General features: G+C 67.8%; 19 protein-coding genes. 5 read left to right on the top strand and 14 right to left on the bottom strand.

All coding sequences use genetic code 11. The annotated features are described in order from the left end of the window. Nucleotide 1 precedes the first annotated feature (1 nt). From VFB33_05065 to VFB33_05050, 4 genes are read left to right on the top strand one after another with little or no spacing between them, the layout of a single operon-like run. Complete coding sequence (locus VFB33_05065) at nt 2-1,273, top strand: glycosyltransferase N-terminal domain-containing protein (GenBank protein ID HZO81043.1); 1,272 nt, start codon at nt 2-4, stop codon at nt 1,271-1,273. 3 nt (nt 1,274-1,276) lie between these two features. Continuing rightward, complete coding sequence (lpxK, locus tag VFB33_05060) at nt 1,277-2,404, top strand: tetraacyldisaccharide 4'-kinase (GenBank protein HZO81042.1); 1,128 nt, start codon at nt 1,277-1,279, stop codon at nt 2,402-2,404. Between the two features lie 24 nt (nt 2,405-2,428). After that, nucleotides 2,429-2,599 carry a Trm112 family protein gene (locus VFB33_05055; protein HZO81041.1) on the top strand — a complete coding sequence of 57 codons (171 nt, stop codon included), beginning with the start codon at nt 2,429-2,431 and terminating at the stop codon, nt 2,597-2,599. Further along, nucleotides 2,596-3,354, top strand: a complete 759-nt coding sequence (locus VFB33_05050) for a lipopolysaccharide kinase InaA family protein (GenBank protein ID HZO81040.1) — start codon at nt 2,596-2,598, stop codon at nt 3,352-3,354. The genes VFB33_05055 and VFB33_05050 overlap by 4 nt, the downstream gene beginning before the upstream one ends. A gap of 87 nt (nt 3,355-3,441) precedes the next feature. Here the strand turns inward: VFB33_05050 and VFB33_05045 are convergent, their stop codons facing one another. The 13 genes from VFB33_05045 to arsS all read right to left on the bottom strand — a co-directional run bounded on the left by VFB33_05045 (nt 3,442) and on the right by arsS (nt 16,160). After that, nucleotides 3,442-3,825 (bottom strand): RidA family protein, encoded by a 384-nt coding sequence (locus tag VFB33_05045; protein ID HZO81039.1) that lies wholly within the window; start codon nt 3,823-3,825, stop codon nt 3,442-3,444. 44 nt (nt 3,826-3,869) lie between these two features. After that, nucleotides 3,870-6,095, bottom strand: coding sequence for a bifunctional (p)ppGpp synthetase/guanosine-3',5'-bis(diphosphate) 3'-pyrophosphohydrolase (locus VFB33_05040; GenBank protein HZO81038.1), 2,226 nt, complete (start codon nt 6,093-6,095; stop codon nt 3,870-3,872). Continuing rightward, complete coding sequence (gene gmk / locus VFB33_05035) at nt 6,083-6,706, bottom strand: guanylate kinase (protein ID HZO81037.1); 624 nt, start codon at nt 6,704-6,706, stop codon at nt 6,083-6,085. Before gmk ends, VFB33_05040 begins: the two co-directional genes overlap by 13 nt. A gap of 51 nt (nt 6,707-6,757) precedes the next feature. Next, the gene (locus VFB33_05030) at nt 6,758-7,633 is read right to left on the bottom strand and encodes a YicC/YloC family endoribonuclease (GenBank protein HZO81036.1); all 876 of its coding nucleotides are present in this window, start codon (nt 7,631-7,633) and stop codon (nt 6,758-6,760) included. Nucleotides 7,634-7,640: 7 nt separating this feature from the next. After that, complete coding sequence (locus VFB33_05025) at nt 7,641-8,810, bottom strand: glycosyltransferase family 4 protein (protein ID HZO81035.1); 1,170 nt, start codon at nt 8,808-8,810, stop codon at nt 7,641-7,643. Nucleotides 8,811-8,812: 2 nt separating this feature from the next. Beyond that, nucleotides 8,813-9,505 (bottom strand): glycosyltransferase family 2 protein, encoded by a 693-nt coding sequence (locus tag VFB33_05020; GenBank protein ID HZO81034.1) that lies wholly within the window; start codon nt 9,503-9,505, stop codon nt 8,813-8,815. Then, complete coding sequence (locus tag VFB33_05015; GenBank protein ID HZO81033.1) at nt 9,475-10,386, bottom strand: lipopolysaccharide kinase InaA family protein; 912 nt, start codon at nt 10,384-10,386, stop codon at nt 9,475-9,477. The genes VFB33_05020 and VFB33_05015 overlap by 31 nt, the downstream gene beginning before the upstream one ends. Further along, complete coding sequence (locus VFB33_05010; protein ID HZO81032.1) at nt 10,383-11,597, bottom strand: glycosyltransferase family 9 protein; 1,215 nt, start codon at nt 11,595-11,597, stop codon at nt 10,383-10,385. The genes VFB33_05015 and VFB33_05010 overlap by 4 nt, the downstream gene beginning before the upstream one ends. A 53-nt stretch (nt 11,598-11,650) precedes the next feature. Further along, entirely contained in the window at nt 11,651-12,865 is a 1,215-nt protein-coding gene (gene nuoD / locus VFB33_05005; GenBank protein ID HZO81031.1) for an NADH dehydrogenase (quinone) subunit D, read from the bottom strand. 40 nt (nt 12,866-12,905) lie between these two features. Then, nucleotides 12,906-13,406 (bottom strand): NADH-quinone oxidoreductase subunit C, encoded by a 501-nt coding sequence (locus VFB33_05000; GenBank protein HZO81030.1) that lies wholly within the window; start codon nt 13,404-13,406, stop codon nt 12,906-12,908. Between the two features lie 38 nt (nt 13,407-13,444). Then, nucleotides 13,445-13,801 (bottom strand): NADH-quinone oxidoreductase subunit A, encoded by a 357-nt coding sequence (locus VFB33_04995; protein HZO81029.1) that lies wholly within the window; start codon nt 13,799-13,801, stop codon nt 13,445-13,447. A gap of 70 nt (nt 13,802-13,871) precedes the next feature. Continuing rightward, nucleotides 13,872-15,032 (bottom strand): serine hydrolase domain-containing protein, encoded by a 1,161-nt coding sequence (locus VFB33_04990; GenBank protein ID HZO81028.1) that lies wholly within the window; start codon nt 15,030-15,032, stop codon nt 13,872-13,874. 147 nt (nt 15,033-15,179) lie between these two features. Next, a complete protein-coding gene (arsS, locus tag VFB33_04985) occupies nt 15,180-16,160 on the bottom strand; it encodes an arsenosugar biosynthesis radical SAM (seleno)protein ArsS (GenBank protein ID HZO81027.1) in 981 nt (326 codons plus the stop codon). A 113-nt stretch (nt 16,161-16,273) separates the two neighbouring features. Between arsS and VFB33_04980 the strand changes: the two genes are divergently transcribed. Further along, nucleotides 16,274-17,329, top strand: coding sequence for an HPP family protein (locus VFB33_04980; protein ID HZO81026.1), 1,056 nt, complete (start codon nt 16,274-16,276; stop codon nt 17,327-17,329). A 74-nt stretch (nt 17,330-17,403) separates the two neighbouring features. Here VFB33_04980 and VFB33_04975 read toward each other — a convergent pair. After that, nucleotides 17,404-18,333, bottom strand: a 930-nt coding sequence (locus VFB33_04975) for an acyl-CoA dehydrogenase family protein (GenBank protein HZO81025.1), incomplete at its 5' end; no start/stop codon positions are given.

Here is an 18,333-nt window from a genome sequence, read left to right as displayed (position 1 = left end):
GATGCTCCGCCTGTATAACGCGATGTGGTATCCGGCGCTGCCGTTTGCCCTCGCGCTGAGCGGGGCACGCGGCGACGCCGAAGCGCGCCGCGCGCGGCTCGGGCTGGCCTGCTCCGCCAACGGCGCCGCGCCGGGAGCGCCGCGAATCTGGGCGCACGCGGCGTCGGTCGGCGAGGTCGGGGCGCTGCGCGCAGTGCTGGCCGCGCTGCTCGACGAGCTGCCGCAGGCTTCGGCCGTCGTGACCACGATGACCGCGGCGGGCCGCGACGCCGCGCGCCGCTCGATTCCCGCCGCGCGGGCGCATCTGCTCGCCCCACTCGACTGCCGCCGCGCGCTGGAACCGTTCCTTGCCGCGGTGCGCCCTACCCTGGTGCTGATCGCCGAAACCGAACTGTGGCCGAACTACTTCGTCGAGTCGCACGCGGCCGGTGCGCGCATCGCGATCGTTAACGGCCGCGTCTCGGAGCGCGCCCTGGCGCGCTACCGTTATGTCCGGCCGCTGCTGGCTGCGGCGCTTGCATACGCCGATCTCGTGCTGGCACAGAGCGAAGAGGACGCCTGCCGCTTCCGCACGCTGGGCGCCGCGGCGGATCGCATCAGGGTCACGGGAAACACCAAGCTCGACCTTCCCTCGCTGACGCCCCCCGCGCTGCGCCCGGCGCTGGCGGCGTTCGCTTATGGGAGGCCGCTGGTCGTCGCGGGCTCGACAGCCCCGGGCGAAGATCAGATCGCGGTCGATGCCTACCTTGAACTGCGCGCCCGGTTTCCCACACTCGCGCTTGCGATCGCGCCGCGCCATCTCGAGCGCACATCCGAGGTCGAACGGATCGTCGCGCGCGCCGGCCTCAGCTACGTCAAAGCGAGCGCCCTGAAAGGCGCGGATACGATAAACACGCCGAGTGCGCTGGTGCTCGACACGATGGGCGAGCTGCGCGCGTTGTACGCTCTGGCGGCGGTCGCCTTTGTCGGCGGAAGCCTCGTACGCGGCCGCGGCGGGCAAAGCCCCGTCGAGCCGGCGGCAGCGGCGGTGCCGGTGATGCTCGGACCGTTCCATGACAACCAGCGCGCGATCGCCGACGCGCTGCTGAAGGCTCAAGCGGCGGCGGTCGTGCGCGACGCCGCCGAGTTCGCCCGCGTGGCGGCGGCGTGGCTGGGCGACGAGGCGGCGCGGCGCGCCGCCGGAGACCGTGCACGCGCGGCGGTTGAGCGGATGGGGGGCGGGCTATGCGCGACGCTGGCGCATCTCCGCCCCCTGCTCGGCGCGACAACCTGAGCCATGCCCGGCCCGCTCGCACCGCCCAGCCGCTCGCGCCTGGAGAGGCTCTGGCAAAGCGACCTCGCGCTGCACGAGCAGATGCTGTGGGCGGCGCTGGTGCCTGCTGCCGGCCTCTATCGCGTCGCGCTGGCCGCGCGCGCAGCCTACTGGCGCAGGATGAAACGCCGGGCGCGGCCGCTGGTGGTGAGCGTCGGCAACCTGACGGTCGGCGGCAATGCCAAAACCCCGTTCACGCTGTTCATGGCGTCGCGCCTGGTGATGCGCGGGCTGAAAGTCGGAATCGTGAGCCGCGGATGGGGCCGCGCGGCAACGGCCGCGCGCGCGACGCTGGTCTCTGACGGCGAGCGCCCGCTGGTCGGGCTCGAAGAGTCGGGCGACGAGGCGATGATGATGGCCAAGGCGTTCCGAGGGCCGATCGCGGTCGGGCGCCGACGGATCGACGGCATCGCTCTTATCGAGGAGCGCCTGGGCGCGATCGACGCGGTCGTGCTCGACGACGCCTTCCAGCACGTGCGCCTGGCGCGCGGCGCCGACCTCCTGCTCGCCAGCGCCGAGCGCGGCGTGGGCAACGGATGGCTGCTGCCGGCGGGCCCGATGCGTGAGCCGGCGAGCGCTGCGCGCCGCGCCGATGCGGTGATTCTGATCGAAACCCCGGGCGGCGTCGACTCCGCCACGCTGCCGCATGCGCTGGCGGCGCATCCGTGCGTGATGCGCGCGGCGCTTAAGCCGCGCGCGCTGGTCCAGGCGGGGCCCACAGGATGGAGCGAGACGCCAGCGGCGCTCACCGGGCGGCGGGTAGTCGCGGTGAGCGGCCTTGCCAATCCGAGTGGATTTTATCGGATGCTGCGCGCGCTGGAGGCCGACCTGGTCGGTGTGCTCGAATATCCCGACCATCACGCCTACACCGCGGGCGACTGGCAAAGCATCGTCGCCGCGACTCACGACGGCGCGTTAGTGGTGACCACCGAAAAGGACCTGGTCAAACTCGAGCGATTTCCGTTCCAGCGCGATTCGCTGTACGCTTTACGGCTCGAAGTCGCGATGGACCTCGAGGACGAGGCACGGCTGCTCGCGATGGTCATCGGCGAACGCGAGCGTCCGCGCGCCGCCGCCGGCGGCCGTTCCTGAGGCATGCGAAGGAAGGTTGGCGACATGGCCATCAGCCAGGAGCTGCTCGAGATTCTCGCCTGTCCCAAGTGCAAGGGCGACTTGCGTCTGACCGACAAGCAGGACGGCCTTATCTGCGACGCCTGCCACCTGCTCTACCCGATCAGGGACGACATCCCGATCATGCTGATCGAGGAGGCGCAGACGCTGAAGTGAGGCTGCCGCGCGGCGGCTCGCTCGGCGCGCGCCTGGCGGCAGCGCACGCCTTCGTCCGGCTCACCGCCGGACCGTACCAACTGCATCTGCGCGCCGACCTCGCATCCCACGCGGGGGCGCTGGCGACGCGCCTGCCGCTGCTTGGAATTGAGGAGAACGTGGGCGCGGGAAATCGCGGCGGCGGCTTTCATCTGAGACTCGACGGCGCGCCCGAGCTGTTCGTGCGCCGCGCGCGGCGCGGTGGCGCAATCCGTTTAGTGCTCGACGATCTTTACGTCGGATTGCGTCCGCGGCCGGTGCGCGAGCTCGCTGTCACCGCCGAGGCGGCGCGCCGCGGGGTGCCGGTCGCCGAGCCGCTCGGCGCGGCCGTACGATGGGTCGCACCGGGAGTGTATCGCGGCTTCTTCATGACGCGCGCAATTTCCGGAATGACGCTATGGGAGTTCGTGCAGACCGACGACGACTCCGCGGTGCGCGCCCACGTGCTCCAGACGGCGCGCGCGGCGGTCGAGACGATGCTGCGCTGCGGGCTCTATCATCCCGACCTCAACCTGCACAACCTCTTCGTCACGCCGCAGGGCGAGAGCTTCGCCATGGTCATCCTTGACCTCGACAAGGCGCGGCTGTACCGCGGCCCGCTGCGCGGCTACGCCCGCCGCCGCATCGCCGACCGTCTGCTGCGCTCTGCGCGCAAGCTCGATCCCGCCGGGCGCTACCTCAACGCCGCCGCGCTGAAAATTCTCGATCTCGCGTAGGCAACTTGAGCGGCGGATGAGCCTTCCATGAATGACGCGGGCCTCCGCGCCTGCCCCCTGCCCGCGCCGTAACTCGCGAGTACCGCGCTACGAGCGGCGGCGGGCGATCGCATCGATCTCGACGCGCGCGCCGCGCGGCAGCGCCGCCACCTGAACCGTCGAGCGTGCCGGATAGGGCGGGCTTAGATGCTCACCGTAGATCCGGTTGACGGTTTCGAAGTCGGCAAGGTCGGCCAGATAGATGGTGGTCTTGACGACGTCATCGAAGCTCAGCCCCGCAGCGGCGAGCACCTCGCGCAGGTTGTCCATCGCGCGCCGCGTCTCGGCCGCGACGCCGCCCTCGACGAGCCGGCCGGTGGCGGGATCAATGCCGAGCTGCCCCGAACAGAAAAGCCATTCGCCGTCGCCAATTGCCTGCGCATAGGGCCCGATCGCAGTCGGCGCCGAGGAGGTCGAAATCTCATGCTTCATCGGAGAGCTACCGCAAAAAGATGCGGACCGGCGACGGTCGATGGCTAGACGCGATGGCCGTTGCCGCCCATCCCCAGCCGTGACACCCGCATCACGCCGTCGATCGCGGCAATCTGGTGGATGAGGTTGTTGAGTTGGCGCGCGCTGCCCACGCTGACCTCGAACACCGAGAGCGCGCGCCCGTCGCTGCCATTGGTCTTGACCTCGGCGGTCGAGATATTGACGCCGGCCGAGGCGATCGTCTTCGACATCGCGGCGAGCAGGCCCGGTTGGTCGATGCACAGGACTTCGAGCCGGATCGGGCGTGGGCTCTCCTCGCCCTCCTTCCATATCACCGGCACCCGGCGCTGCGGGTCGCTCGCCATCGCGTGCGGGCATCCCTTGAGATGGACCGTGACACCGCGCCCGCGCGTGATAAAGCCGGTTATCTCCTCGCCCGGCAGCGGATTGCAGCATCGCGCGAAACGCACCAGCACGTCTCCCACGCCCGAAACCATCACCGCGTCACCGCTGGCAGCGCGCCGCTGCTCACGGCCAGGGCGCCCCGCCTCGGGCGCCGTTGGGGGCGGCCCCTGCTTCTCGGCGCGATAGAGCTTCAACTCCTCGGCGCTGAGAAGCTTGGCCAGAAGCTGGCTTACGGTGATGATCCCGTAGCCGACGGCAGCCAGCAGGCTCTCGACATCCTTGTAGGAGAACTCGCGCAGCGCCGGCTCGAAGCGATGGGCTGCACGCAGTTGCGCGACGCTGAGCCCGAGCGGCGCCAGCTCGCGGTCGATCAGCGTCGCGCCCCACTTCATCGAGCGCTCGGCCTGCTGTGAGCGCAGCCACTGGCGAATGCGGCTTTTGGCGCGCGCGGTCACCGCCCAGTTCATCCAGTCCTTGCCTGGCTTCTGCCGCTCGGCGGTGACGACCTCGACCGTGTCGCCTGACTTCAACCGGTAGCGCAGCGGCACCAGCTTGCCGTTGACCCGCGCGGCGGCGAGGTGATGGCCGACCTGGGAGTGGATGCGGTAGGCGAAATCGATGACGGTCGCGCCCTGCGGAAAGTCGAGCACGTCGCCCTTGGGCGTAAACACAAAGACCTCTTCGGGAAAGAGGTCATCCTTGACGGTGGAAAGGAATTCCTGCGGGTCTTTGAGGTTCTGCTGCCACTCGATGAGCCGGCGCAGCCAGGCGAAGCGCTCGGTCTCGCGCAGCTCGCTGCTGCCGCCCTCCTTGTAGCTCCAATGCGCCGCGATCCCCTCTTCGGCCACCTTGTGCATCTCGGCGGTGCGGATCTGCACCTCCATCCGCTGCCCTTTGGGCCCGATCACCGTAGTGTGCAGCGACTGGTACATGTTGATCTTGGGCAGTGCGATATAGTCCTTGAAGCGGCCGGGGATCGGCTTCCAGTTGGCATGCACGACGCCCAGCGCCTCGTAGCATTCGCGCAAGGTGCCGACGATGATGCGGAAGGCGACCACGTCGTAGACCTGGTCGAAGTTGAGCCCCTCCTCCTGCATCTTGCGATGGATCGAGTAGATGTTCTTGGGGCGGCCGGTGACTTCGGCCTTGACCCCGGCCTCCTCCAGACGTTGGGAGATGATCTGGATGACCGCGCGGATGTACTCCTCGCTCTCGGCCATCGTGCGCGCCACCTGCGCCTTGAGCGCGGCGTAAGCGCTGGGGTTGAGATAGCGGAAGGCGGCGTCCTCGAGCTCCGACTTGAGCCAGTAGATGCCCAGGCGATGAGCAATCGGGGCGTAGATCTCCAGGGTCTCGCGCGCGATCTCCTCCTGGCGGTCGCGCGCCAGATGGGAGAGCGTGCGCATGTTGTGCAGGCGGTCGGCGAGCTTGATGAGCACGACGCGGATGTCGTGCGCCATCGCGATCACCATCTTGCGGAAGTTCTCCGCCTGCTTCTCCGCGCGCGAGGAAAACGTGATGCGCGAGACCTTGGTCACGCCGTCAACCAGGGTCGCGACCTCGGGCCCAAACAGCTCGCGCACCTCCTCGAGCGAGGCGATGGTGTCTTCGACTACGTCGTGCAGCAGCCCAGTGATAATCGAGGGCAGGTCGAGCCGGAGCTGGGCGATGATAAGCGCGACGTTGAGCGGATGGGTGACGTAGGGCTCGCCCGACTCACGCTTCTGCTCGGCATGCATCCGCGCCGAGTACTCGTAGGCGCGGCGGATGAGGCTGAGGTCGGCCTGCGGGTTGTACGACTGGACCTGGCGGATCAGTTCTTCGAGCCCGGCGGGCGCACTAATCGCAGGCGCTAGCTCTTCCACGGCGCGAACTCCTCGCGCAGCCGTGCGACCCGTAGCCGCTCCGCCTCCACCACGGCTTTCAACTGGGCCAGCGATTGCTCGATGGCCGCGTTGATGATCAGGTAGTCGTATTCAGAGTAAGCCCGCGCCTCCTCGCGGGCGCGGCGCAGGCGACGGGCGATTGCCTCCTCGTTTTCGGTGCCGCGCCGGCGCAGCCGCCCTTCGAGCTCGGCGAAGCTCGGCGGCAGGACGAAGATGCTGACGGCGTCGCGCGGGTAGCTGCGCTTGATCTGGCGGGCGCCCTGGATGTCGATATCGAGCAGGATATCGCGACCGGCGGCCACCGCGCGCTCCAGCGCCGCGCGGGGCGTGCCGTAACAGGCGTCGAAAACCTGGGCCCACTCCGCGAATTCGCCGGCTTCGCGCCTTCGGTTGAATTCCTCCTCGTTCACGAAGCGATAATCGAGCCCATCGACCTCCCCGCTGCGCGGTGCCCGCGTGGTCAGCGACACCGACGCTTCAAGGCCGCCGATCGCGTTGAGCGCGGCGCGCGAGATGGTGGTCTTGCCGGCCCCGGACGGGGCGGAGAGGATAAAAATTATCCCGCGGCGGGGCGCCCCCGACGGCGTCATAATCCAACGTATAAAAGGGCCGGGCTGTTTGCAAACTGGGATTTCTCGGCTCTATTCCACATTCTGCACCTGCTCGCGCATCTTTTCGACCTCACCCTTGAGCTCGACCGTCAGCCGCGAAAGCTCGGCGTTCTGCGACTTCGCCCCGGTGGTGTTGATTTCGCGGTTAACTTCCTGGAGCAGGAACTCGATCTGCTTGCCTGCTGGCCCTGGCCGCCCGACCAACTCGCGCAGCCCCCTGAGATGGACGCGCAGGCGGGTCACTTCCTCGGTAATATCGGCGCGCTGGGCCGCCTCGGCCGCCTCCTCAAACAGGCGCTTTTCGTTGATCGCAAGGTCGGCAATCAGATCACGCAGCCGGTTCTGAAAGTTCGCCACAATTTCGCTTCGCGACGCCGCCGCCAAGCTTTCGATCTTCGGCACAGCGCTCGAGATCGCAGCGATGCGGCGAAGAAAGTCGACTTGGAGCGCCTTGCCCTCCCGCCTGCGCTCCGCGTCGAGCGCTTTGAGCGCACGCGAAATCGCGTTCAAGGCCAGCTCCACGCCTGGCCGCGAGTCGCTCTCCTCCTCGGCGACCTGGAAAATCTCGGGCCGATGCAACAGCGCCTCGATACCGAGCTTGCCGTTGAGCCCGAGCCGACGGCCCAACCGCGTCAGCTCCTTGACGTAAAGCGCAGCCAGTTTTTCGTTCACCCGCAGCGTCGCGCGCGGCGGACCCAGCGCGGTGCATCTGACGAACAGCTCTACGCGTCCGCGTGCGATTACCCCTTGAATCAGCTTGCGGATCTCGGCCTCGTACTCGCCCCATCCGCGGGGCAAATTCAGCTTGAGTTCGAAGAAGCGCTGGTTGAGCGAGCGCACCTCGGCGGCAACGCGAATCTTGCCGCGTTCGATTTCAGCCCGTCCAAAGCCGGTCATGCTCCGCATCGTCCGCTCACCCCTCCGCCCGCTGCGTCGATGCTCCAGTCTGAAGGCAAGCCCGGTAAAGCTCAACCGTGCGCCGTGCCATCGCCGCCATCGAGAAACGCTCGACAGCGCGGGCGCGGGCAGCGGCGCCCATCGCCTCGCGCTGCGCGGCGTCCGCGGCCATTTCTCCCACCGCGTCGGCCAGCGCGCGTGCGTCCCGCGGCGCGACCATCAGCCCGGTCCGACCATCCTCAACGGCGTCCACAATCCCGCCGACGTGCGAGGCAACCACCCCGACGCCGCACGCCATGGCTTCGAGGAGCGCGACCCCAAGCCCTTCGCTGAGCGAAGGCATCGCGAAGACGTCGAGCCCCCAAAGTATCGCAAGCACGTCGTCAACCCGGCCCAGCATCCTGACCACGCCTTCCAACCCCAATCGGCGGACCTCGTCCGCCAGTTCGTCGCGCATCGCACCGTCGCCCGCGATGAAGGCGCGCAGCTGCGTCTCGGCCTCGCGCCTGCGAAGCAGCGCGAGCGCTTCGAACAGATAGCGATGGCCTTTGCGCGGCTCCAGCGCGCCGACCGCCCCGATGGCCACTTCGCTGTTAACCAAGCCCAGAGCCGCCCGCGCCTGGCGACGTTCTTCGGCCGATGGCGGTCGGAAATGGGTGCAGTCGACGCCGCTCGGGATCAGCTTGATACGCTCGCGCGGGACGCCCGCGCGCGCCATCGCATCGGCCACGGCAGTGGAAATCGCCGTGACGCCGTCCACAACGCCGCCGCCGTAGAGCCATCGCGCGAATCGCCGGTTGGGCACATAGTCCATCCGCCGCGTCACCACCGCCGCTCGCGCGCATCCGCGCACCCACGGCGCCATCGCATGCGCCCGCGCGGTATGGAAATGCGCAATGTCGTAGCGGCCGGCGCGCAGGCGCCGCCGCAACGCCGCCGCCGCGCGCAGATCGAGCGCGTTGCGGATCGCCAGCGGATGGCATACGACGCCCGCGGCGCGCGCCCGCCGCCACAGCTCTCCCGCCGGATCACATAGCAGCTCCGCGCGATGGCCCATCGCGAGCAATTCCTGCGTCAGCCCGAGGACCTGGGTTTCGCCGCCAGCGAAGTTGCGCTCTGGATCGATCCCGGCGACGCTGAGCGCCGGCGCACCCGTCGGTTCGCGTGCGGCCGCTGGCGGCGCCACCGCTAGTCCGCCAGGCGGTAGTACAGAATTGCCGCGATCGCGGCGATCGCGTCGCGCCAGCCGATCTTCTTGCCCTCCTCGTAGGTTCGCCCGGAGTATGAGATCGGCACTTCGTAGATCCGCCATCGCGCGCGTGCTGCCTTGGCCGTGATCTCGGGCTCGAACGTGAAGCGATCGGCGCTGAGCTTGAGCGCCGCCAGCTTGTCGCGCCGAAACGCCTTCATCCCGGTCTCCATGTCGGTCAGGTTGAGGTTGCTCATCATGTTCGAGGCGAGGGTAAGAATGCGGTTCCCGATGTAGTGCCAGAAAAAGAGCACGCGATGCGGCCCGCCGAGAAAGCGCGAGCCGTAAACCATGTCGGCGCGCCCGTCGAGCAGCGGTACCAGCAGCTCGCGGTAGTCGGCGGGGTCGTACTCCAGATCGGCGTCCTGAACGACGACGTAAGGATTACGCGCGGCGGCGAAGCCCAGCCGCAGCGCGGCGCCTTTGCCACGGTTGACCGCGTGATAGAAGCAGTGGACCCGCGGATGCTCGAGCGATTGGAGGTACTTGCGAGTGTCGTCGGTCGAGGCATCGTCAACCACGATCACCTCGACGTCGAAGCCGCATTCGAGCACGCGGCGAATCACCTCGCCGATCGTCGCGGCCTCATTGTAAACGGGGATCACGACCGAAATCTTTGCCGGCTCCTCCATCCTTTTCCGTCCTCTCTGGGTCTTCGCGCTACGTCAGACCAGGCGTCGCGCCGCCACCGCGCCCGCAGCATCGCGGCCAGCCGTCGTATCAATCGGCGGGGCCGATAACCCATTGCCCGCGCATATGCATCAACGATGCGCAAACGGTCCGTGCGGCTCATCCCGGCGCGCTCGAAGCGGCACAGCTGCACCAGGTTGCGCAGCCGGCGCCGCCGCCACGCCAGTCGCGCGCGTACCGTACGCTCATGGTCGATGAACACGAAGCGCACCGGCGTCTCGCCGGCGACAAAGATGTTGTACGGCGTCAAGTCGCCGTGGAGAAAGCCCGCGCGATGCATCCGGGCAATCTCCTCGCCCAACGCGCGCAGCGCGTCCCGCTTGCGCGCGATCGGGCCGCCGGCGCCCAGCAGGTAGCGCGGCAGTGGCAAGCCCGCCACGCGCTCGGTCACCATCAGCGTGCGTCCGCGGCGCCGCTCCTCGCCCATCATCAAGACCGGCGCGATCGCGAAGCCGGCGGCTTCGAGCGCTCCAGCGATACGCAGCAGACGCCTCCCGCGCGAGCCGATCGCCAGCGCGCGCAGCGCGCCAGGCCCGCCGCGGGGGGCGTCAAGCAGTTTGACGAACATCTCTATCGGAGCCGCCGCCACGTTGGCTCGCATCCCGGCGCCGCCGGAGGCCACGGCGGCCGGCGCCGCATTCAGGCACAAATAGTAGGTCGAGGCGTGACGCGAGCGGCGCAGCGGCTCGCCGCCAGCGCCCGCGGCGAGGCCGAGCGCGCGCTCGACGAGTTCCGCGCGCAGCCCGGGCGGCAGCGGGCAGGCTGCCTCAGCGAACCGGAACGACCAGCCGTCGCGCTCAACCATCTCTCGGATCTTGGTCACGCAGGCCCTCGTCTTTGATGGCCCGGCTGCGATGATCCCGCACCCACCCGTGCCGCATCGCGGGACATCGCCTCGTCCGCCGATGTGTTTGCGCAAGTACTTGCCGCCATCGCGCGCCTTATCGCAGCGGCCACGTCGGTGGGCGCGATCCGGCGCATGCATTCGCGCCCGATCGGACACTCGCGCAGGTAGCATGGATGACAGGGGATTTCACCGGTCAGCGCAAGCTCGGCGAATCCCCACGGCGCCGAGCGCTCGGCCGCAGTGGCACCCCACAGCGAAACGACCGGGCATCCGACCGCCGCCGCGATATGCATCGGTCCCGAATCCGGACCGAATGCCGCCGAGCACTCCGGGAAGATAGCCAGCAGCTCGCGCAGCTCGGTGCGCCCGCACAGGTTCAGCACCCGTTGGCCGGCGAGGTTGGCGATAACGGCTTCGGCCAATTCGGCCTCGGCGCGCCCGCTGCCGAGCAGCACCGGGAACAGCGCCGCAAAGCCGTCGCGAGGCGTGCTCAGCTCGCGGATGACGGCCGCGATCGAGTCGGCAAAGTACATCCGGCTCGGCCACGACGAGCCGAGAATCACGCCCAGCAGCGGCCGCGGCGCATTCTCTAACAAAGCGGCGGCGCGCGCGCGCTCGACAGGCGATGCGGCCAGGCCGAATTCGATCGGCGTCGACGCGACTCCGAGCGCGTCACCGAAGGCCTGGTACTGCGTCAGCTTAAGCCGCATCGGCGGCTGCGGCGCGATCCGCATCGTCGAAAACAGGTGGTTCAGCTCTTTCGTATTGGAGCGGTCGAAGCCAAGGCGCCTGGGCGCTCCCGAAGCCATCGCGATCACGCCGCTCTTAAGATGGCGTTGGAGGTCGAGCACGAGATCAAAGCGGCGCGCGCGCACGCGGGCGAGGAACGGCACGAACGACCACGGGCGGCGGCGGTCGTAGATAATCAGCTCGTCGAGCCACGGATGGCCCTCCAGCAGGGCGCGCGACTTGGGTTCGACCGCCCACGCGATATGTGCCTCGGGCCAGGCCCGGCGTACCCGCCCAAGCAGCGGCAGCGCGCGCACGACGTCGCCGATCGCGCCGAGCAGAACTACCAGCACCCGGCGCGGCGCAACGCCTGACGCGGTCGCGAAGCGCGAATCCGCATGCGCCGGCGCGGCGGCGGACCGTTCAGCGGGATGCTGGGCAGGATGGACGATGTTCATCGGCGTCCGAGGCTAAGCCTAGCAGCCGCCCTCGCCCACCGACGAGAGGCGGTTCAGCGGTCGCACTCGCCGCCGATCATATTGATCATGCCAAAGGTGGCGACGATATCGGGCACCATGTGGCCTATCAGCATCCGCGCAAGCGCGCCCATCCCTAGAAAGCACGGCGGACGCACGCGCACCCGATACGGCCGCCCGCTGCCGTCGCTGACGACGTAAAAGCCCAACTCGCCATTGGAACCCTCGACCGCCTGGTAAACCTCGCCGGCGGGCACCTTGATACCCTCCATGATAAGCTTGAAGTGGTTCATCAGGCCTTCGATCGAGTCGTAAACGCGCTCCTTGGGCGGCAGCACGATACGCGGATCGTCCAGCGCAACCGGCCCCGCCGGCAGCGCGCGCATCGCCTGCTCGATGATCCGCCGCGACTGGAACATCTCCTGGAAGCGGACGTTGAAGCGGTCGTAATTGTCGCCTTTGGAGCCGGTCGGCACGTCGAATTCGAAGCGATCGTACACCAGATATGGCTCCGTCTTGCGCACGTCGTAGGCGACGCCCGAAGCGCGCAGCAGGGGCCCTGTGAGCCCGAAGGAGATCGCCTCGTCGGCGGACATCACGCCGATATCCGCCATGCGGTCGATGAACACGCGGTTGCGGCTTAAGAGCTTGTCGCAATCGGAGAGCACACCGTCGAGATGCTTGAGCGCGAGCGCGACGCGCGCGTCGAAGTCGGCCGGCAGGTCGCGCGAGATTCCGCCCACGCGACACCAGGTAACCGTCAGCCGCGCGCCGGTCACCGCCTCGACCAGGTCGTAGAGGAACTCGCGCGCCTCGATCATGTAGAACATCACGCTCTGCGCGCCGACCTCGCCCGCCGCCATCCCCAGGCACGTCAGATGGTCGGCAATACGGTGGACCTCGCTCATGATCACGCGCGCGTACTGGCATCGCTCGGGCGCGCTCACGCCGAGCAGGCGCTCGACCGCCAGCGCAAAGCCGACGTTGTTGATGCAGGGCGAGGCGTAGTTGAGCCGGTCGGTGTAGGGGAAGCACTGCGTCCAGGTGCCCTGCTCGCACATCTTTTCGAAGCCGCGATGGAGATAGCCGACCTCGACGTCGCAGTCCACGATGCGCTCGCCGTCGAGCTTGAGGTTGAACTTGATGGTGCCGTGGGAGGCCGGATGCGACGGCCCCATCTGGATTTCCATCACTTCTTCGGTCGAGTCGCCGACCTCGGGGTTTTTGCTCCAGCGCGCGGGCAATGCCATGGGTTTCTCTGTCCGGGGACGAGGTGAACCGCCGCCGCCCTCAGCGCGAGGGCCGCAGCGGATTCAGGATCGGGTCGGTTTCGGGCACCATCGGCTGGCGCCGGTTGACGGGATAGTCTTTGCGCAGCGGATGACCCTCGAAGGAATCGTAGAGCAGGATGCGGCGGAGGTCGGGATGGCCCTCGAAGCGGATGCCGAACATGTCGTAACACTCGCGCTCGAGCCAGTCGGCCGACTTCCACAATCCGGTGACGCTATACACCCACAGGTCGGGCTCGCCCGCGCCGACCTTGACGCGCAGGGCGCCGCCGCGTCCCAGCGCGCGCAGATGATATACGACCTCGAAGCGGGGTGTGCGCTCCACCCAGTCGACCGCGGTCAAATCGGCGAGAAAGTTGAAGCCGAAGTCCGGCTCGTCGCGTAGCGCGCGCATCAGCTCTAGCGCCCGCTCGCGCGTAACGACGATCGTCTCCTGGCCGTGGGCGCTCTCTGCCGCGAGGATAGTGGCGCCGAAGCGCTGCTTTAGCTTGTCCAGCAACATTTCTCAGGCTCGCTGCGCGGCGCGTCGCAAGGCCCCGTTCAATTCCAATCCAGCGCGCCGCGGCGCCATGCGTAGGCGAGGCCCACGGCGAGAATCGCGATGAAGATGAGCGCCTCGACGAAGCCGAACATCCCCAGATGGCGCAGTTCGACCGCCCACGGATAGAGGAATATGACCTCGACGTCAAAGACGACGAACAGCAGCGCGGTCAGGTAAAAGTGCACCGAGAAGCGGCCCCACGCGCTGCCGCTCGGCGGATTGCCGCACTCGAAGGCCTCGCCCTTGATCTTGCTCGGTCGCCGCGGCCCGATCAGGCGGTTGACGGTGACCATCCCGCCGACGATTAGCGCGGCGACGGCGATCGTGACGAGAATCGGGAACCAGGTACGCAGCATCCGTCCTCGAAAAGCCCCCCAATTCGGTTATCAATAGCGGATTGGGCTGCCTTTTCCAACGCGCGCCCTCTCAGAGCGACTCGTAGACCGCGGCGATCAACGCTTTAGCGCGCGGGTCGAGCAGGATACCACCCCCCATCTTGTTCATCGCGTAGCCGAAGCCGACCCGGGCGTCAGGGTCTGCGAAGCCCAGCGAGCCGCCGGCACCCGGATGACCGAAGGCGCGCGGATTGGGTCCCATCTCCTCGCCCGCCTGCGACATCATGAAGCCCGCCGAAAAGCGCGTCGAGATGAGCAGCACTTCGTCGCGCCCATGGGACTCCTGCGTATGGCAGGCGGCGATTTGCGCCGCCGGCATCACGCGCACGCCATCGAGCTCGCCGCCGCGCGCCAACGCGCCGTAAAGCCGCGCCAGTGCCCGCGCGTTGGTATGGCCATTGGCGGCGGGAATCTCGGCGCCGCGCCATCCGCGCGAATTGACCACCGCCATCGTGAGCACCAGCGGATTCATGAACGCTTTGGCAGTGACCGACTCGGGACTCCTGGCCGCTTCGGCAAGCAGGTTGAACTCGCCGGGCGCCGGCGGGGGCGCCCCGATCATCTGCGCCGTGCGCTCGTCGTCGCGGGCGGCCAGCCCGATATGCGCGTCAATTCCGAGCGGCCCCGCGATTTCCTCGCGGAAGTATGAGCCTACGCTCCTGCCGGTGATGCGCCGGATCACTTCGCCGACCAGATAGCCGAAGGTCAACGCGTGATAGCCGTGGCGCGTACCGGGCTCCCACCACGGCTCTTCAGCGGCGAGCGCCGCGGTGATGGTCGGCCAGTCGTAGAGATCGCCCACCGCAAGCGGCCGGCGAATCGCGGCGAGGCCGGCGCGATGGTTGAGCAGCATCCGCACCGGGATACGCTCTTTGCCCGCGGCGGCGAACTCGGGCCAATACTTCGCGACCGGCATGTCAAGGTCGAAGCGGCCGGCCGCGGCCAACCGATGGGCGCAGATTGCGGTCAGCCCCTTGGTGGTCGAAAAGGTGTTGACGATCGTGTCGCGCGTCCATGGGCGTGTGCGTGCCTTGTCGGCCCATCCGCCCCACAGGTCGGCGACCGGCCGTCCGTCAACCACGAGCGCGAACGACGCACCGACCTCGTCGCGGCGGCTGAAGTTCTCAGCAAACGCCTCGCGCACGCGCGCAAAGCGTGCGTCGCAATCTCCCTCGATCGTGAATTCGGCCATTGAAGTAACCTCTCCAACCTGAAACTTTGCCCCTCGAGCATCCGGGCGATCCAACCCCTGGCCCTTTCATGGAGAGCAGAGGAATAAAAGTTTTTGTCACAGTTGAATACAGGCAGAGGCGGTGGCAGTTGTGCGACGCTCTCCTTGCTACGCATCCGCCAGCGCGCCGCCGCAGCTCGATCCCGCTCCGGCAGTACATCCGAAGCAATGCGGGCCGGTCGCGATCGGCGCACCATGCAAGCGGTCGAGCTCCTCGACGTCCCAAATCGTCTGCGCCCGTCGCTCGTCCGCCGCGCCCAGCGGCATTCCGAGCATCTGGTTGAAGTCGCAATCGTAAAGCCGCCCGTCCCATCCGACGCTCACCAGCGTGCGGCACATCAGCCCTTCGACCGTCGCCGGATTGAAGTGATTGACCAGCAGCCCCATGTACTCGGCGTAGCGGCCCCACTGATTTAACTGACGGGCGAAGCGCGCGATCGGCATGTTCGTGATCGTCAACAGCCGATCGAAACGAACGCCGAAATTGCGTCCCAGCTCGGCGCGGTAGTCGGCCTCCAACGCGCCTTGCGGCGGCGGCAGCGCCGGACCGAGCGGATTGTAAACCAGGTCCAGCTCAAGCTCGCCGCCTCCGTAACCCAGCGCGTTGAGGCGGCGCAGCGCGGCGATACTTTTCTCGAACACGCCGCGTCCGCGCTGGCGCTCGACGTTGGCCGCGGTGTAGCAAGGCAGCGAACAGACCAGCCTGACGCGATTGTCGCGATAGAACTCGCCGAGCCGCTCCATCTCCGGCTCGAACATCACGGTCAGATTGCAGCGTACCATCACTTCGCGCCCGGCGCGCCGCCCGCCCTCGACCAGCATCGTGAAGTTCTCGTTGAGTTCCGGGGCGCCGCCAGTGATATCCAGCGTGCAAAGGGTCTCGTTCTGCACGAGCAGCTCGAGCACGCGCTCCGCGGTTGCGCGCTTCATCCGCTCAGTGCGCGCCGGACCGGCGTCGACGTGGCAATGATGGCAGGCCTGGTTGCAGAGCTTGCCGAGGTTGACCTGCAAGGTGGTCGCGGTCGAGCGCGTGAGCGGACCAACGCCTCGGCGGGCCAGGGTTTCGTCGAAATCCGGCCGCTCAGTCATCGCGGTCGCCGCATCAGTCTCTGGTCGTTTTCCATCAAAGGTCCGCCTCATGGTCATCCGATCGCCTTCCGTATGCTATTGGTATCGCAAATCGACTGCGCGTCACACCCTCGATGGCAGAACCATCCGCCGCCCCAACGTCCGGCCCGACCCCGACGCCCGAAGCGTCGGCGGCAGCGACAAGCACGGTCCCGCCGGTGGCGCCGCAGCCGCCGACCGTTTCGTCGCCGCTTCATGGTCTGATGCGCGCGGGCGGCGAGCTGGTCGCCCTCCTTTACATCGCGGTCATTGCCGCTATCGCCTGTGCAACGGGGGCCGTCTATGTTCTGTTCCCCGAGCTGGGCGCGCTGTCGCACGACGTGATGACGCGTCCGCGCGGCGCATGGGCCGGCGCGCCCGTACTGCTCGCGATCACACCGGTGCTGACGGCGATTGTCGGCATCGTATTCACGTGCGCCCTGCCTTACGGTTACGCGTCGGTGCTGCTGACGGTGGGGGGATCGATCGCGGTCGTGCTCGGCCTGCGCTCGCCGATCGCGCCGTCGATCTCGGCGGGGCTGCTGCCGCTGGTGCTCGGCGTCAGGAGCCGGTGGTATCCACCGGGAATTCTGCTGGGCACCGCGATGCTCGCGCTGATCTCGATCGCATGGAAGGGCTTCTGCCGGACGCGTGGCGGGGACGCACCCGCAACCGACGAAGACCTCGTCGACGATCTAATCGAGCAGGCGCCGCACGGCTACGGATGGGTGGCCGCCCTGATGGCGTTCGTCGCGCTGGCCGTCTTCGTGGTTGAGCTGACCGGATTGCGCTTCGTGCTGTTCCCGCCGCTGGTGGTGATCGGATTCGAGATGCTCGGCCACACCGCGATCTGCCCGTGGGCGCGGCGGCCGCTTGTGCTGCCGGTCGCCTGCTTCCTCACTGCGCTGGGCGGATTCGTATCGTGGAGGCTGCTGGGCGTCACCCCGCTCGCCGCGGCGTGCAGTATGGCGTGGGGAATCGCGGTGCTCCGGATCTTCGACCTGCACGTGCCGCCGGCGCTGGCGGTTGCGCTGCTTCCGCTGGTGATGGATTCGCCGGGGCCGACCTATCCGGTGGCCGTCGGGCTCGGCACCGCCCTGCTCTCTGCGTGGTTCCTCGCCTGGCAGCGGATTTCCAGCGCCACAGCCTGAACGACATTTATTCGTTATTCGTGATGACTGTCGTGGGCGCGGCATCCCGCCCTACTGAATAATTCCGCGCCTAATCACCCGCGCGGCATCCCGAGCAGGCGTTCCGCGATGATGTTGCGCTGGATCTCAGAGGTGCCCTCCTCGATCGTGTTGCCGCGCGCGCGCAGAGTCCCGTACTGCCATCGCCCGCCGTCGACTACATGCGCCGAACCCTCGTCGAGCGCCGCGCGCGGACCTTGGATCGCCAGCGCGAATTCGTTCATCCGCTGGTTGAGCTCGCTCCACATCAACTTGGCAATCGAGCCTTCGGGGCCGGGCGTGCCGCCGCGCAGCAGGTGCGAGAAGTTGCGGTAGGCGAGATACTTGAACGCTTCGAGGTCGACGTGGAACTGCGCCAGCGTCTGGCGGATCACGCGCGGGCTGAGCGGCGTCGCGTGCTCGGCTATCGCGCGCGCAGCCATCGCCTTGAGGTCGTCGAACGTGTTTCTGAAGCGCATCACGAGCGAGAGCGCGAGCGTCGCGCGCTCATTCATCAACGTGGTCAGCGCGACGTTCCATCCGCCGCCCTGCGGCCCAAGCAGATTGGCGCGCGGCACCCGCACCTCGTCGAAGAAGAGCTGATTGAACTCCTCCTCACCGGTGAGCTGGCGCAGCGGGCGCACGGTGATACCGGGGCTGTGCATGTCGACCAACAGGTAGCTGAGCCCGCGATGCTTGGGCGCGGCGGGGTCGGTGCGCACCAGCGCGAACATGCGGTCGGCGTAGCGGCTGCGCGAGGTCCACACCTTCTGCCCGTTGACCACGAAATGGTCGCCCTTGAGCTCCGCGCGGGTGCGCAACGAGGCCAGATCCGAGCCGGCGCCGGGCTCCGAATATCCCTGGCACCAGATTTCCTCGGCGCGCAGCATCGGCGGCAGGTAGCGGCGCTTCTGCTCTTCGGTGCCGAAGGTGATAAGCGTGGGGCCCAGCAGGTTGATGGCCTGGGCGCCGATCACGCCCGGAGC

This window comes from Candidatus Binataceae bacterium, from assembly GCA_035650475.1.
GTDB lineage: Bacteria > Desulfobacterota > Binatia > Binatales > Binataceae > JAKAVN01.
This window is presented reverse-complemented; position numbering and strand designations above follow the sequence as displayed.

Coding starts and splice junctions, on each gene's coding strand:
- VFB33_05045 (HZO81039.1), bottom strand. CDS start 3,825: ATGAAGCATGAGATTTCGACCTCCTCGGCGCCGACTGCGATCGGGCCC.
- VFB33_05030 (HZO81036.1), bottom strand. CDS start 7,633: ATGCGGAGCATGACCGGCTTTGGACGGGCTGAAATCGAACGCGGCAAG.
- gmk (HZO81037.1), bottom strand. CDS start 6,706: ATGACGCCGTCGGGGGCGCCCCGCCGCGGGATAATTTTTATCCTCTCC.
- VFB33_05065 (HZO81043.1), top strand. CDS start 2: ATGCTCCGCCTGTATAACGCGATGTGGTATCCGGCGCTGCCGTTTGCC.
- nuoD (HZO81031.1), bottom strand. CDS start 12,865: ATGGCATTGCCCGCGCGCTGGAGCAAAAACCCCGAGGTCGGCGACTCG.
- VFB33_04995 (HZO81029.1), bottom strand. CDS start 13,801: ATGCTGCGTACCTGGTTCCCGATTCTCGTCACGATCGCCGTCGCCGCG.
- lpxK (HZO81042.1), top strand. CDS start 1,277: ATGCCCGGCCCGCTCGCACCGCCCAGCCGCTCGCGCCTGGAGAGGCTC.
- VFB33_05020 (HZO81034.1), bottom strand. CDS start 9,505: ATGGAGGAGCCGGCAAAGATTTCGGTCGTGATCCCCGTTTACAATGAG.
- VFB33_05010 (HZO81032.1), bottom strand. CDS start 11,597: ATGAACATCGTCCATCCTGCCCAGCATCCCGCTGAACGGTCCGCCGCC.
- VFB33_05055 (HZO81041.1), top strand. CDS start 2,429: ATGGCCATCAGCCAGGAGCTGCTCGAGATTCTCGCCTGTCCCAAGTGC.
- VFB33_04980 (HZO81026.1), top strand. CDS start 16,274: ATGGCAGAACCATCCGCCGCCCCAACGTCCGGCCCGACCCCGACGCCC.
- VFB33_04990 (HZO81028.1), bottom strand. CDS start 15,032: ATGGCCGAATTCACGATCGAGGGAGATTGCGACGCACGCTTTGCGCGC.
- VFB33_05000 (HZO81030.1), bottom strand. CDS start 13,406: ATGTTGCTGGACAAGCTAAAGCAGCGCTTCGGCGCCACTATCCTCGCG.
- arsS (HZO81027.1), bottom strand. CDS start 16,160: ATGACTGAGCGGCCGGATTTCGACGAAACCCTGGCCCGCCGAGGCGTT.